This is a genomic window from Alcaligenes sp. SJTW-7 (assembly GCF_047716895.1).
Taxonomy (GTDB): Bacteria; Pseudomonadota; Gammaproteobacteria; order Burkholderiales; family Burkholderiaceae_B; genus Alcaligenes; species Alcaligenes ammonioxydans.
The window spans coordinates 2,354,910-2,369,220 of record NZ_CP136682.1 but is presented as its reverse complement, the minus strand read 5'-3'; the positions used below and the strand labels follow the sequence as shown (position 1 = coordinate 2,369,220).

Annotated in this window: 11 protein-coding genes; 8 read left to right on the top strand and 3 right to left on the bottom strand. The window is 57.3% G+C overall.

The window, feature by feature from the left end:
- Positions 1–55 precede the first annotated feature (55 nt).
- The 6 genes from RSQ48_RS10640 to RSQ48_RS10615 are packed head-to-tail and all read left to right on the top strand — an operon-like array spanning position 56 to position 6,412.
- Complete coding sequence (locus tag RSQ48_RS10640; RefSeq protein ID WP_003799256.1) at positions 56–1,069, top strand: ABC transporter permease; 1,014 nt, start codon at positions 56–58, stop codon at positions 1,067–1,069.
- On the top strand, positions 1,066–1,950 hold the full coding sequence (locus RSQ48_RS10635; protein ID WP_003799258.1) for an ABC transporter permease: 885 nt from the start codon (positions 1,066–1,068) through the stop codon (positions 1,948–1,950). The genes RSQ48_RS10640 and RSQ48_RS10635 overlap by 4 nt, the downstream gene beginning before the upstream one ends.
- Positions 1,950–3,836, top strand: a complete 1,887-nt coding sequence (locus tag RSQ48_RS10630; protein WP_059318841.1) for a dipeptide ABC transporter ATP-binding protein — start codon at positions 1,950–1,952, stop codon at positions 3,834–3,836. Before RSQ48_RS10635 ends, RSQ48_RS10630 begins: the two co-directional genes overlap by 1 nt.
- Before the next feature lie 32 nt (positions 3,837–3,868).
- On the top strand, positions 3,869–5,182 hold the full coding sequence (locus RSQ48_RS10625; protein WP_003799263.1) for an aromatic ring-hydroxylating dioxygenase subunit alpha: 1,314 nt from the start codon (positions 3,869–3,871) through the stop codon (positions 5,180–5,182).
- A complete protein-coding gene (locus RSQ48_RS10620; protein WP_131070677.1) occupies positions 5,179–5,784 on the top strand; it encodes an aromatic-ring-hydroxylating dioxygenase subunit beta in 606 nt (201 codons plus the stop codon). Before RSQ48_RS10625 ends, RSQ48_RS10620 begins: the two co-directional genes overlap by 4 nt.
- Before the next feature lie 13 nt (positions 5,785–5,797).
- A complete protein-coding gene (locus RSQ48_RS10615; protein WP_415301774.1) occupies positions 5,798–6,412 on the top strand; it encodes a flavin reductase family protein in 615 nt (204 codons plus the stop codon).
- Between the two features lie 189 nt (positions 6,413–6,601).
- Here RSQ48_RS10615 and gdhA read toward each other — a convergent pair whose 3' ends face one another.
- The 3 genes from gdhA to trxA all read right to left on the bottom strand — a co-directional run bounded on the left by gdhA (position 6,602) and on the right by trxA (position 9,736).
- Positions 6,602–7,942 (bottom strand): NADP-specific glutamate dehydrogenase, encoded by a 1,341-nt coding sequence (gdhA, locus tag RSQ48_RS10610; protein WP_003799268.1) that lies wholly within the window; start codon positions 7,940–7,942, stop codon positions 6,602–6,604.
- 141 nt (positions 7,943–8,083) lie between these two features.
- On the bottom strand, positions 8,084–9,340 hold the full coding sequence (gene rho, locus RSQ48_RS10605) for a transcription termination factor Rho (protein WP_003799272.1): 1,257 nt from the start codon (positions 9,338–9,340) through the stop codon (positions 8,084–8,086).
- A gap of 69 nt (positions 9,341–9,409) precedes the next feature.
- Entirely contained in the window at positions 9,410–9,736 is a 327-nt protein-coding gene (trxA, locus tag RSQ48_RS10600) for a thioredoxin TrxA (RefSeq protein ID WP_003799275.1), read from the bottom strand.
- Positions 9,737–9,962: 226 nt separating this feature from the next.
- On the opposite strand from trxA, the gene RSQ48_RS10595 reads away from it, so the two are divergent.
- Both RSQ48_RS10595 and parC read left to right on the top strand, forming a co-directional pair.
- Entirely contained in the window at positions 9,963–11,930 is a 1,968-nt protein-coding gene (locus tag RSQ48_RS10595; RefSeq protein ID WP_407927748.1) for a DNA topoisomerase IV subunit B, read from the top strand.
- A 20-nt stretch (positions 11,931–11,950) separates the two neighbouring features.
- A complete protein-coding gene (parC, locus tag RSQ48_RS10590; protein WP_240208590.1) occupies positions 11,951–14,260 on the top strand; it encodes a DNA topoisomerase IV subunit A in 2,310 nt (769 codons plus the stop codon).
- Positions 14,261–14,311: the final 51 nt, after the last annotated feature.

The following is a 14,311-nucleotide window of genomic DNA, read 5'->3' as shown; positions in this document are numbered from 1 at the left end:
GGTGGGGTGACCTACCGGGCTCCCCCCGGACGTATTTTCTCCTGCGGTTCTTTTCATGAAAAACGTTTGCTTCCTGATGGCGCGCAAGCTCGCCTTCGTGCTGGTGACGGCGTTTGTGCTGTCCATGATTGTGTTCTTCATGCTGCGCGTCATTCCAGCAGATTCGCTGGGCATGATGCTGCCGCCTTCGGCGACCGAGGCCGATGCGCAGGCGCTGCGTGTCGAGCTGGGCATGGATGGCTCGGCCTTGCACCAGTACCAGGTTTGGTTGAGCGGTGTGTTTCGCGGCAATCTGGGTAACTCCATCTTCTTTCATCAGCCGGTGACTGGCTTGCTGGCCCAGGCTTTGCCACCCACTTTGGAGCTGGTCGGTGTCAGCTTGCTGATGGCCTTGTTGATCTCGATTCCCGGCGGCATTGTGTTGTATCTGCTGGATAAGAAGAAGATCGAGTTCGTGGCCGATTTTGTGCTGGTCTTGCTCTTGTCCGTCCCCTCTTTTCTGTGGGGCATCATTTTGATCGTGGTGTTTGGCGTGCTGTTTCCGGTGCTGCCTTTTATGGGGCGCATGGAAGGCACGCCCGTGGTGGACGGCGGCACGGGTTTTCTTTTGCTTGATCTGCTGTTGCGGGGGCAATGGCAAGCCTGGTGGGATGCCTTTTCCCATCTGCTCTTGCCGGCCTTGGCGTTGGCGCTGGCATTTAGCCCCATTGTGATTCGCGTGCTGCGCTCCAGCCTGATCGAGACGGCTACCAGCCAGTACGTGAACGTTGCGCGTTTGCGCGGTGTACCGGAGTGGCGGGTGTTGCTGGGGCATATGCTCAAGAATGCGGCGCTGCCCACTTTGACCTTGATTGGGGTGCAGTTTGGTTTTCTGTTTGGCGGCACCTTGCTGATCGAAGTCATTTTCTCTTTCCCCGGCATCGGCAATCTGATGGTGCAAGCCATCAAGAACCATGACCTTCCCCTGATTCAGGGGGTGGCCCTGGTGTTCTGTCTGATGGTGCTGGTCGTCAACTTCTGTGTCGATGGTTTGTACAGCGTTATGAATCCACGTTTGAGGTCTGCATGAGCACGCATTCACCTTCTTTCTGGCAGGCGCGGCTGCGGCCGGTGCTGGCCCATCCCAAGGTGCTGATTGGCGGCGTCCTGGTTCTGATCTTCTCGCTGGTGGCCTTGTTTGCCCCTCTGTTGGCGCCTAATGATCCCAATGCCCAGGATCTGCTGGCCACACTCTTGCCCCCGGCCTGGCAGGAAGGCGGGTTGGCTCAGTACCCCTTGGGCACGGATGGCCTGGGGCGTTGCATTTTGTCCCGGCTGATTTATGGCAGTCGCGTGGCCTTTCAGGTTGCCGTGACGGCAGCAGCGGGCACGATGATTCTGGGTACGGTGCTGGCGATCTTGGCCGGCTACCTGGGCGGCTGGTTCGATCGGGGTGTCAGTTCCCTGGTCGTGTTGTGGATGGCTTTTCCGCCCGTGGTGTTTTCCATGATGCTGATGGTCGGTCTGGGAACCGGTTTGTTCAATGTGATTCTGGCTGTGGTGCTGGTGGACTGGACCCGTTTTTATCGCGTGGTCCGGGCCGAGGTTCTGGTGGTGCGCCAGCGTGACTATGTGTATGCGGCACATCTGCTGGGTTTTTCGCACCTGCGTATCATGCTGCGCGAAGTGCTGCCCAGCGTGGCGCCCTTGATCGTGACCCTGTTCAGTCTGCAGATGGGGGTGGCCATTGTGGTCGAAGCTATTCTGAGCTTTGTCGGGCTCTCTGTTCCTTCGGATGTGGTGGCCTGGGGAGTGATGCTGGCCGATGGCCGTGACCAGATTTATCAGGCGGGCTGGGGACTGATGGCGCCTGTGATCGGCATTGTGTTTGCAGTGCTGGGTTTTAATTTGCTGAGTGATGGCTTGCGTACCACGCTCGATCCTCGGCTCAAGCAACGGGGAGCACACTGATGAGCGTGCCGGTGATTGAATTCAAGCAAGTCAGTGTCTCGGTGCCGGTACAGGGGCAGTCGGTAGAGCTGTTGCGCAAGGTGTCGTTTGCGGTGCAGGCAGGTCGTACCTTGGGGCTGGTCGGGGAGTCTGGTGCAGGCAAGAGCATGATAGGGCGGGTGATCTCGGGCATGTTGCCCAGCAATCTGCGTTTGTCCTCGGGGCAGGTCTGTTTTCAGGGCTCGGTGGTGACGGGCGCACAAATGCGCCGCCTGCTGGGTCGCAAAGTGGCCTTTGTCCCGCAGGAACCCTTGTCCTCGTTAAATCCGGTGCTGACCATACGTCAGCAAATGTTCGAGCACCTGGCTCGACTGGGTATTCCTCGTGCATCGCGTGAACAATACTGCCTGGAGCGTCTGCATGAAGTGGGGCTGCCTGATCCGCCGTCCATGCTGGGACGCTATGCCCATGAGCTTTCAGGAGGGCAGTGTCAGCGTATCTTGATTGCCATGGCCTTTTCCGGCGACCCCGAACTGATTGTGGCCGACGAACCCACTACAGCCCTGGATGTGATTACCCAAGCGCAAATTATCCGGATTTTGCGTGAGGTTCAGCAGCGTCACCAAACTGCCGTAATTTTGATTACGCATGACTTGCGCATGGCCGCCCATGTCTGTGACGAGGTCGCCGTGTTGTACGCCGGAGATGTGGTTGAGCAAGGTCCTGCCGCCGATGTTCTGGACATGCCCTTGCATCCGTATTCCTGGGCCTTGAAAAATGCGACGCCGGCCTTGAATGGCCCCTTGTATGCCTTGCCTTCTTTGGCTGACATCATGCCGGGTTTGAAAGACATGCGGGATTTGCCCGGCTGTCGTTTTGCGCGGCGTTGTCCTACTCGAAATGCAAGCTGTGAACAACGTGCGCCCGCGTTGGCAGCGGTCAAGCCAGGCCACTGGGTAAGTTGCGCCGGTCCCTGCATGACGGGTGATGTGGCGGCGCAAGGCCAGTTGCATGTCTTGCCGCAAGCGCCGTCTGAAGAGTTGGCCCCATTGGTGGAGTTTCAGAATGTGGAGCGCAGCTACCGAGTGACGCGCAATGGTCGCCGCAGCCTGATGTATGCCTTGCGGCCCCTGTCCTTGAGCGTACGTCCCGGCGAGATGGTCGGTGTGGTGGGCGAAAGTGGCAGTGGCAAGAGTACCGTCGCCCGTTTGATGGTGGGTTTGCTGCAGCCCAGCGGTGGGCAAGTGCTGGTGCAGGGCCAGTCCCGGGAGCAGTTTGCCAAAGGCCAGGGCGCGTCCTTGTCGCAGACGATTCAGATGGTGTTTCAGGACCCTGATTCGGCTCTCAATCCACGTCGCAGCGTTCAGCAGCTGGTTACGCAGGTTCTGGAGTTGCAGCCGGGCATGACACCGGAGCAGCGCCGCCTGAAAGCGGACGAGTTGATGAAGCAGGTCGGCCTTGCCCAGGATGCCGGTCTGCGTTTCCCCGCGGAGCTGTCCGGCGGACAAAAGCAACGGGTGAACATCGCCCGCGCCTTGTGTGTGCAGCCGCGTTTGCTGGTGGCCGATGAGATTGTGTCGGGACTCGATGTATCGGTGCAGGCTTTGATTCTGAATCTTCTGTTGCGTCTGAATAAAGAACTGGGCGTGGCGGTGGTGTTCATTTCTCACGATCTGTCCGTGATCCGCTATCTGTGTACACGGGTGCTGGTAATGAAAAACGGCGAAGTGGTGGAGCAGGGCAATACCGCAGAGGTATTTGCCGATCCGCAGCACCCCTATACCCGCGTTTTACTGGGCAGCGTGCCGCCAGACGACTCCAGCCAGATCTGGCCCGCGCCCCTGGACGGCCCGCGCCAGATGCCTGGTGAGGTCGCGCCCGCCCTCGTACCCGCCATGGCGGTCTGAATCCCGTTTTACTCGTATTTACAGGAAGCACTATGAGTTATGCCAATAACGAGGCCGCCTTGTCGGGCCTGACCCAGGATCATCAAGTCCATCGGGATGCCTATCTGGACGAGGACGTTTTTCAACTTGAAATGGAACGGCTGTTCAGCCGTGCCTGGCTCTATGTGGGCCATGAAAGTCAGGTGCCCAAGACGGGCGACTATGTTTCGGTGACCCTGGCGCAAAGCCCTGTCATCATGCTGCGTCATAGCGATGGCTCGGTGCGGGTGGTGATGAATCGTTGCGCCCACAAAGGCGCCAGACTGGTCAGCGAATCCAGCGGCAATGTGGGCAAGATGCTGCGTTGTCCCTATCACGCCTGGACCTATAAGCTGGATGGCTCGTTGCTGGCCGTACCGCTGAAAAATGCCTATGAAAACACGGAGTTTTCACAGTGTCCGGCCGCTGGCGGCCTGTCCACGCCGGGGGCGGTGGAAAGCTATCGCGGCTTTGTGTTTGCCCGTCTCAGCAAGGAAGGGTTCAGCCTGCAAGAGTATTTCGGTGATGTGCTGCAGGCCTTGGACAATATGGCGGATCGTTCTCCGGAAGGGGAGTTGCAGGTGGCGGGCGGTTCGATTCGAACCGTCATCAACTGCAACTGGAAGATGTACATGGAGAACATCAACGACACGGTGCATCCCATCTCTACCCATGAGTCCGCCTCCAGCTCGGCAGCCAAGGTGGGTGAAGTCTTCAAGGAGGAAGACCCTACCGCGCTGGAGCAATTGCTGCCCTTTGGCTCGGGCTATGACTTCTATTCCCGTATGGGTGTGGAAACGTATCCGAATGGGCACAGCATTCTGGGCACCAAGTTCAGCATTCATACCGATTACTCGGGCATTCCGGGCTATGAGGCCATGATGAAAAAGGCCTGGGGCGAGGAAAAAGCAGGTCGGGTGCTGGGCTTCAATCCGCAGAATGTGGTGTTTTATCCCAGCATGGCGGCCAAGGGGTCGCCGCAGATCATCCGTGTGTTGCGGCCTTTAGCAGTGGACCGGACCTTGCTGGAAGTGTGGGTGTTTCAACCCAAAGGGGCACCGCGTGAAATGCTGGATCGTGGTCTGAGCTATAGCCGTCTGGTCTATTCGCCCATGAGTGTGGTGGCGCACGATGATGTGCATTTGTTCGAGAGCCAGCAAGCCAGCCTGAAAGCCCAAGGCAATCCGTGGGTGAATCTGCTGCGTCAATACGATGCGCAGGAACGCGAGCAGGACAAGGGCAGTTTCGACGATGCCAATAACGAATGGGTCATACGTAACCAATACCGTGCCTGGAAACAAGGCATGAAGCAGCAGGAGCAGGAATGATGGGGATAGCGCATGAGCAGGGCCCACGGATTGGCCAAGTGCAGGCTGCCCAGCAAGGTCAGCAACAGCAACAAGTGCATCCGCAGCAAAGCCAGGAGCAAGGTCGGCGTCTGGACCAAACGACGAACCTGCAACAAAGCCTGCAGAACTTTGTATGGCAAGAGAACGCCTTGCTGGATGAAGGACGTTTTGATGAATGGTACGAGCTGTTTGCGCAAGATGGCTTGTACTGGATTCCGGGTGAATCCGGCCAGGAAAGCCCCGACGGACGCATGTGCATTGCTTTGGAAAACCGCATGTTGATGCGCTTGCGTATCGACCGCCTGTCGCATCATCGTGCCTTTTCCTTGCAGCCCGGCGTGCGTGGTCTGCGCGTGATTCAAAACCCGCGTGTTCAATCTGAACATCCTGACGAGGATGGCTGCTATTGCGTGCGCACCAATCTGATTTATTCGGAGTATCAGAAGCAAAAAACCGAGATTCTGCCGGCTACTGCCTCCTACCGTTTGCGCGCCGTCGATCAGGACTGGGAGATCGTGGAGAAGCGAGTGGACTTGTTGAGTGTGGATGGTTATTTGCCCACCATTCAGCTCTTCATTTAGGCGGCTTATGCACATGAATGACCCATCACCAGGCTATCGCAGCCTGTCTTGTGAGGACATGGACGACAGCATGGCTTACCGCCTGCTGACGTCCCTGATCGTGCCGCGCCCGATTGCCTGGGTTTGTAGTTTGGAGGAGTCGGGCAGTGTGAATCTGGCCCCCTTCAGCTCCTTTAACTACGTGGCGCACAGCCCGCCGATGCTGGCGATCAATATCAACCGCAATGAGGACGGCAGCCTGAAGGATACGGCCCGTAATTTGCAGGCGAATAAGGAATGTGTGGTGCAGTTATGCCGCCAGTCTGATCTGGCTGCGGTTCATGCCAGTGCGGCAGCCTTGCCCCCCGGTCAGAGCGAGGTAAAGGAGTTGGGCATGAATCTCGTGCCCAGCCAGCATGTGTGTGTGCCCCGTCTGGATGGGGCAGCCGTGCAGATGGAGTGCAAGCTGGATCAGGTGGTGGATTTGGGGCGAGGTGTGAACCAGCTGCATATTCTGGAAGTGCTGGCTTTCCATGTGGATTCATCCTTGATGGACGAAAAGGGGAAAGTGGATCTGGAGGTGTATCGGCCTTTGGCTCGGTGGGCTGGGCCGTATTATTGCGAGCGGGGAGGGATTTTTCAGCCTTGACTTCAATGATGGGCCGTTGTGAGCCTTCTGCGGTTCGTTTTTGGTGGACAACCAGAGCCGGTCCACAGCAGCGTACGTTGCGGGGCTGAGGCCTTTACCAAATGTGCGACGGACCCTACCCCTTTGGGATAGCCATAAAAAAAACCGCCTTGTGGGCGGTTTTTTTGACTACTGAGCAAGGCGCAAAACTTAATAAACGCCTTGATGACGCATGGCACTGGCGACTTTGACAAAGCCGGCAATATTGGCGCCGTTAACGTAGTTGATGAAGTCATTTTCTTGACCATAGTTCACACAATTTTCGTGGATGTCACGCATGATGGAGTGCAGCTTTGCGTCAACTTGTTCACGTGTCCAGTTCAGGCGCTGGGCGTTTTGACTCATTTCCAGACCAGAGACGGCAACCCCGCCGGCATTGCTGGCTTTGCCGGGAGCGTACAGAATCTTGGCGTGAATAAAGGCATCGACCGCATCCAGCGTGCTGGGCATATTGGCACCTTCTGCCACGCAACGCACACCATTTTTGATCAGGATTTCAGCATCTTTGCCGTCGAGCTCGTTTTGAGTCGCGCAAGGCAGGGCGATGTCGACCGGCACATGCCAGGGGCGTTTGCCTTCTTCAAAAAGCAGGCCATGTTCTTTGGCGTAATCCACCAGACGACCACGCTGAACGTTCTTGACGTGCATCAGGGCAGCCAGTTTTTCGCGGGTAAAGCCGTCCATGTCCACCACGCAGCCTTGCGAGTCGGAAACGGTAACCACTTTCGCGCCCAGATCCAGACATTTTTCAATGGCGTACTGAGCCACATTGCCCGAACCGGACACTGACACGGTCATGCCGTCAAAGGACAAGCCTTTGCGAGCCAACATTTCCTGTGCGAAGTAGACGGTGCCATAACCGGTAGCCTCGGGACGAATCAAGCTGCCGCCAAAGCACAAATCCTTGCCGGTGAACACACTGGCCGCGCTGTTGGACAGTTTTTTCATCATGCCGGCCATAAAACCCACTTCACGCGCGCCTACACCGATATCACCGGCTGGAACGTCGGTGTCCGGACCCAGGTGACGGTACAACTCAACGATCAGGGCCTGGCAAAAGCGCATCACTTCGCCGTCTGATTTGCCCTTGGGGTCGAAGTCCGAGCCGCCTTTGCCGCCGCCCATGGGCAAGGTGGTCAACGCGTTTTTGAATGTTTGTTCAAAAGCCAGGAACTTCAGAATGGACAAGTTCACCGAAGGGTGAAAGCGCATGCCGCCCTTGAAAGGACCGATGGCATTGTTGTGCTGAATACGGAAACCGCGATTGACCTGAACCTGGCCACGATCATCTACCCAGGAAATACGGAACTGGATAGCGCGCTCGGGTTCGACCAGACGCTCGAGCAGACCATGATCGGCGTACTGGGGGTTTTTCTCGATGAAGGGCCACAAGCTGGTCATCACTTCCCGTACGGCCTGCATGAATTCAGGCTGATGAGGGTCGCGGGACTGTACTCTGGCTAGGAACTGTTCTAGAGAGATAGATTTCATTGCAAGCGAACTCTGTTTGCAATACTGAGATTTCGAGTGGAACTCAGCAGATTGAAAGAATGGATGCACGGGAATGCACCCGATCATACGCCCATCGCAAGCAAGCCTCTCGTATAGAGAGGCTTGCGCAGGATGTTCGATTTACTTCTTCATCATGTCGAAGAATTCGGAGTTGGTCTTGGTAGCCCGGATTTTGTCCAGGATAAACTCCATGGCTTCAATTTCATCCATCCCATGGATGAATTTGCGCAGAACCCAGACCTTTTGTAGAAGGTCGGGCTTGATCAGCAATTCTTCACGACGTGTGCCTGATTTGTTCAGGTTGATGGCAGGGTAAATGCGTTTCTCGGCCAGACGGCGCTCCAGATGGATTTCGGAGTTGCCGGTACCTTTAAATTCTTCATAGATGACTTCGTCCATACGGCTGCCGGTCTCGATCAGGGCAGTACCGATAATGGTCAGGGAGCCACCTTCTTCCAGATTACGGGCAGCGCCAAAAAAGCGTTTGGGGCGCTGCAGGGCATTGGCGTCCACACCACCGGTCAATACCTTGCCGGAAGCAGGAACCACGGTGTTGTAGGCGCGCGCCAGACGGGTAATGGAATCGAGCAGGATCACCACGTCTTTTTTCAATTCAACCAGGCGCTTGGCCTTTTCAATGACCATCTCGGCCACTTGCACGTGACGCGTGGCCGGCTCATCAAAGGTCGAGGCCACGACTTCGCCGCGCACGGTGCGCTGCATTTCGGTCACTTCTTCCGGGCGCTCGTCCACCAGCAGGACAATCATGGTGGCCTCGGGGTAATTGGTGGTGATGGCATGAGCGATGTGCTGCATCATCACGGTTTTACCCGACTTGGGACTGGCCACGATCAGGGCGCGCTGGCCTTTGCCGATAGGCGAGAAGATATCCAGGATACGACCTGTGATGTTTTCCTCGCTTTTGATGTCGCGCTCCAGCCGCATGGGCTGGTCCGGATGCAGCGGCGTCAGGTTTTCAAACATGATGCGGTGTTTGATGGCCTCGGGCTGCATGCCGTTGACTTTGTCCACCTTGACCAGGGCAAAGTAGCGCTCGCCATCTTTGGGGGTACGCACTTCGCCTTCGATGGAGTCACCCGTGTGCAGATTGAAACGGCGAATCTGCGAGGGAGAAATGTAGATATCGTCTGTGCTGGCCAGATAAGAGGTCTCGGGCGAACGCAGGAAACCGAAACCATCAGGCAGGACTTCAAGCACCCCGTCACCGAAAATCTGCTCGCCTTTTTTGGCGTGCTTTTTCATGATGGCAAACATCAGCTCTTGCTTGCGCAAGCGGTTCGCGTTGTCGATTTCCAGAGTGGCAGCCATTTCTAGCAGCTGCGAGACGTGCAGAGCTTTTAATTCGTTCAGGTGCATGGGTGTGGGGAAGGGCTTTCAGCAGCAGACCGCAGGCCAGCATAGGGCCTGCGTGCGGTTAATCAGAGATTACAGGGAGCTGTCGAGAAACGCGCTAAGTTGGGACTTGGAAAGTGCGCCGACTTTTGTCTCGGCCACTTTGCCGTCTTTAAACAGCATGAGCGTTGGAATACCGCGAACACCGTATTGAGCGGGGGTGTCGGGATTTTCATCGACGTTGAGCTTAGCGATGATAACACGACCTTTGTACAGTTCGGCCGCCTCATCGAGCAAAGGAGCAATCATTTTACAAGGACCGCACCATGCAGCCCAGTAATCGACCAGAACGGGAAGGTCGGCTTTGAGGACGTCAGACTCAAAAGAGGCGTCCGTAATGTGTTTGATGGAGTCGCTCATGGCTAGATACAAAAAAAGAGAGATAACGAAAAACTATACGGGTGGCGTGACCTGAGCACAATGTATTCTACGGCCATTTGCCACGGTCTTGTTGCCAATTTTTGACAGGATACCACTGCGTCTGCCTGATAATGTGCATTCGCCGCGCAGTGCGCGTCAATAAAGCGTTTGCCCATTGGCGCCTAAGCACTCGTAAAATAGCGTTTTTCTGTACGATCTACCGGGAATCAAGTTGTCTACTACACGTTACGACGAATCTTCTATACGGGTGCTCAAAGGGCTGGAACCGGTCCGCCAGCGCCCGGCCATGTATACCCGCACGGACAATCCCCTGCACATTGTGCAGGAGGTCATCGATAACGCGGCCGATGAAGCGCTGGCCGGTTTTGCACGCACCTTGACGGTTACCTTGCTGGAGGATGGCGGCATACAGGTCGAGGATGACGGGCGGGGGATTCCCGTTGGTCTGCATCCTGAAGAGAACGCGCCGGTGGTGGAGCTGGTGTTTACCCGGCTGCATGCGGGGGGCAAGTTCGACAAGCTGAACGGGGGCGCCTACGCGTTCTCCGGGGGATTGCATGGGGTGGGCGTATCGGTGACCAACGCCTTGTCGCGCCGTCTGGAGGTGCTCGTCTGGCGGGATGGTCAAGCCAATGAGATTGTGTTTGCCGATGGCGAGCTGCAGCAGCCCCTGACCCAGACGGGGACGGTGGGCAAGCGCAAGACCGGAACCCGGGTGCGCGTCTGGCCCGATCCCAAATACTTCGACTCCGCTCAGATACCCCTGGCCCAGCTGACTCATATCCTGCACAGTAAAGCAGTGTTGCTGGAGGGGGTGACGGTAGAGCTGGTGCAGCAAAAGACCGGCCAGCGTCAGCAGTGGCGCTACGAGGACGGATTGCGCGGCTATCTTCAGGAAGAAATGCAGGGCGTGGAGCTGTTGGTGCCCTTGTTCGAGGGCCGCCAGTATGCGCCGCAGGATGACGATAATTTCTCCCCGGGTGAAGGAGCCCACTGGGTGGTGGCCTGGACGCTGGAGTCCCAGATTGTGCGTGAGTCTTATGTCAATCTGATCCCCACCCCGGCGGGAGGCACGCACGAATCGGGCTTGCGTGATGGCCTCTACCAGGCGGTGCGTAGTTTTGCCGAACTGCACAGTCTGATTCCCAAGGGCGTCAAGCTGCAGGCCGAGGACGTGTTTGCCCGGGCCAGCTTTGTGCTCTCGGCCAAGGTGCTGGACCCGCAATTTCAGGGGCAAATCAAGGAAAAGCTCAATAGTCGTGACGCCGTGCGTCTGGTCAGTGGTTATGTGCGCAACGCACTGGAACTGCATTTGCATGCGAATGTGGACCAGGGTCGCAAATTGGCTGAAGTGGCGGTGCGTCAGGCCCAGGCCCGTACCCGCTCGGCTCAGAAAGTGGAAAAACGCAAAAGTTCGGGCGTGGCGGTCTTGCCGGGCAAGCTGACGGATTGCGAGTCCCACGATCTGGACAATTCGGAGCTGTTTCTGGTCGAGGGTGATTCGGCCGGCGGTTCCGCCAAAATGGGCCGCGACAAGGAGTTTCAAGCCATTTTGCCGCTGCGCGGCAAAGTGCTCAATGCCTGGGAAGTGGACCGGGACCGGCTGTTTGCCAATCAGGAAATTCACGATATTTCCGTGGCCATCGGCGTGGACCCGCACGATGCCCAGTCCGAGCCGGATTTGTCCGGTTTGCGCTATGGTCGCATCTGCATTCTGTCTGATGCGGACGTGGACGGCTCGCACATTCAGGTGCTCTTGCTGACTTTGTTCTTTCGCCACTTCCCCAAGCTGATCGAGGCTGGTCACGTTTATGTGGCGCGTCCGCCCCTGTTTCGCGTCGACGTGCCTGCCGCCGGCAAGCGTGCGGCCCGCAAGATTTACTGTCTGGATCAGGGCGAGCTGGATGCGGTTTTGGAAAAGCTGCGTAACGAGGGCATACGTAACGAGTCCTGGAGCATCAGCCGCTTTAAAGGGCTGGGTGAAATGAGCGCGGAGCAATTGTGGGATACCACCATGAATCCCGATACCCGTCGTTTGTTGCCCGTGCATTGGGGAGAAGACGGCTTGAGCGGCACGCAAGCCATGTTCACCATGCTGATGGGCAAGGGCGAGGCCTCTGCCCGCCGTGCATGGTTGGAAGAAAAAGGCAATTTGGCCGATCTGGACGTCTGAGCCCGACTTAAGAGTTATTTATGGACAGCAATCAATTGGATTTTGAACCGGCGGGATCGGACGATGGCATCACGCTGGCAACTTACGCGGAACAGGCTTACCTGGATTACGCCGTTTCAGTGGTACGCGGACGTGCGTTGCCCGACCTGACCGATGGCCAGAAGCCGGTACAACGCCGCATTCTGTACGCGATGGATGCCATGGGCCTGGGCCCAACGGCCAAGCCCGTGAAATCGGCCCGTGTGGTGGGGGATGTGCTGGGTAAGTATCACCCGCACGGTGACCAGGCCGCCTATGACGCCATGGTGCGTATGGCGCAGGATTTTGTGCTGCGTTATCCCCTGGTGGATGGGCAAGGCAACTTTGGCTCGCGCGACGGTGACAATGCTGCGGCCATGCGTTATACGGAAGCACGCTTGACCCCGTTTTCCCGTCTGCTGCTGGATGAGCTGGACGAAGGGACGGTGGACTTCATTCCCAACTATGACGGCAGTCAGAAAGAGCCGGTGACCTTGCCGGCACGCTTGCCCATCATGCTGCTTAACGGTGCATCGGGCATTGCCGTGGGGATGGCTACGGAGATTCCGTCTCACAATCTGCGTGAAGTTGCGCAAGCCTGCGTCAGCCTGTTGCGCAATCCGAATTTGAGCGATCAGGAAATCCACGAGATCGTCCCCGGCCCGGACTTTGCCGGTGGTGGTCAGATCATTTCTGCCGCTGCTGATATTGCCGCGGTGTATGCACAAGGTCGTGGCTCGATCAAGGCCCGAGCCCGCTGGGTGTTTGAGGAACTGGCTCGGGGGCAATGGCAGCTGGTTGTCACGGAATTGCCACCCGGCAGCTCTTCTCAGCAGATTCTCGAGGAGATTGAGGAGCGCACCAACCCCAAGGTCAAGGCCGGCAAGAAATCGCTGAGCACCGAGCAGCAGCAAACCAAGGCCTTGATGCTGAACATGCTCGATGCCGTGCGCGACGAGTCGGGCAAGCAGGCGGCGGTGCGTCTTGTGTTCGAGCCCAAATCCCGCACCATTGACCGGGACGAGTTCGTGACCACCTTGCTGGCGCAAACCAGCCTGGAGCGCAACGTCTCCATCAATCTGGTCTGCATTGATACGGATGGCCGCCCCGGCCAGCGCTCTTTGCGTCAGATCCTGCTTAACTGGCTGGAGTTTCGTCGTCATACGATGGAGCGTCGTACCCGCTACCGTCTGGACAAAGTCACTGACCGGATTCATGTCCTGCAAGGGCGCATGGTGGTCTATCTGAATGTCGATGAGGTCATTCAAACCATTCGTGAGTCTGATGAACCACGCGTTGCGCTGATGGAGCGCTTTGATCTGAGCGAGCGTCAGGCGGACGACATTCTGGAAATGCGCTTGCGTCAGCTGGCGCGTCTGGAAGGCTTCAAGATCGAAAAAGAGTTGCAAGAGCGTCTGGATGAACAGCAGTCCTTGCAAAAGCTTCTGGATGATCCCAAGGCCTTGAAGCGCTTGATGATTCGTGAAATCGAGGCGGACGTCAAAACCTACGGCGATGATCGTCGTACCTTGATTGAAGCGGCCGAGCGCGCCGTGCTTGAGACCAAAGTGGTTGATGAACCGGTGACGGTCATCGTGTCGCGCAAAGGGTGGTTGCGTTCGCGTCAGGGACACGGCCATGATGCCACGCAGTTCAGTTTCAAGACCGGGGATGGCTTGCGCGATGCACTGGAATGCCGCAGCACCACGGATCTGGTTGCCATCGGCACGGATGGACGGGTCTATACTGTGCCCGTTTCCAGCCTGCCTTCGGCTCGAGGCGATGGGCAGCCCATTACCTCCATGATTGATGTGAGCCCCAGTGCGCCGATCGAGCACATTTTGGGGGCCGCGCCGGAGCAGAACTATGTGCTGGCAGCCTGCGATGGCTACGGCTTTGTTGCCTCACAGGGCGATATGAACACCCGACAGCGGGCGGGCAAGCAGTTTGTTACGCTTGAAGAGGGTAAAAAACTGCTCAAACCCCTGGCCTTGCGCCCCGACGATCTCTATGTGGGGCTGCTTAGCGAACAGGGACGTTTCCTGGTCGTGGACATCAAGGAGCTGAAAGTCCTGTCCAAGGGGGGGCGTGGCACGGTGCTGATCAAGCTGAACGAGGGAGACACGCTGAGTCAATGGGTAGCCTTTGGGGAAACCGGTCTGGCGGTCAGTGGAGTGCATCGCAAGCGTGCGTCCACCGTTGTGATGGACCTGGATATGCTGGCCATGTATCTGGGCAAGCGCGCCGGCAAGGGCAAGACCCTGTCGCTCAAATTGAACGAGCCCGTGCTGCATCGGCCCGACCTGGCCTGAGTGTATATTGCCGCCGGAGGCTGGTCCTCCGCCTGATGGATTTCTTTGTAG

Excerpts from the sequence above, each read along its gene's own strand:
- RSQ48_RS10640 (WP_003799256.1), top strand. The coding sequence starts at position 56 with ATGAAAAACGTTTGCTTCCTGATGGCGCGCAAGCTCGCCTTCGTGCTG.
- RSQ48_RS10635 (WP_003799258.1), top strand. The coding sequence starts at position 1,066 with ATGAGCACGCATTCACCTTCTTTCTGGCAGGCGCGGCTGCGGCCGGTG.
- RSQ48_RS10630 (WP_059318841.1), top strand. The coding sequence starts at position 1,950 with ATGAGCGTGCCGGTGATTGAATTCAAGCAAGTCAGTGTCTCGGTGCCG.
- RSQ48_RS10625 (WP_003799263.1), top strand. The coding sequence starts at position 3,869 with ATGAGTTATGCCAATAACGAGGCCGCCTTGTCGGGCCTGACCCAGGAT.
- RSQ48_RS10620 (WP_131070677.1), top strand. The coding sequence starts at position 5,179 with ATGATGGGGATAGCGCATGAGCAGGGCCCACGGATTGGCCAAGTGCAG.
- RSQ48_RS10615 (WP_415301774.1), top strand. The coding sequence starts at position 5,798 with ATGAATGACCCATCACCAGGCTATCGCAGCCTGTCTTGTGAGGACATG.
- gdhA (WP_003799268.1), bottom strand. The coding sequence starts at position 7,942 with ATGAAATCTATCTCTCTAGAACAGTTCCTAGCCAGAGTACAGTCCCGC.
- rho (WP_003799272.1), bottom strand. The coding sequence starts at position 9,340 with ATGCACCTGAACGAATTAAAAGCTCTGCACGTCTCGCAGCTGCTAGAA.
- trxA (WP_003799275.1), bottom strand. The coding sequence starts at position 9,736 with ATGAGCGACTCCATCAAACACATTACGGACGCCTCTTTTGAGTCTGAC.
- parC (WP_240208590.1), top strand. The coding sequence starts at position 11,951 with ATGGACAGCAATCAATTGGATTTTGAACCGGCGGGATCGGACGATGGC.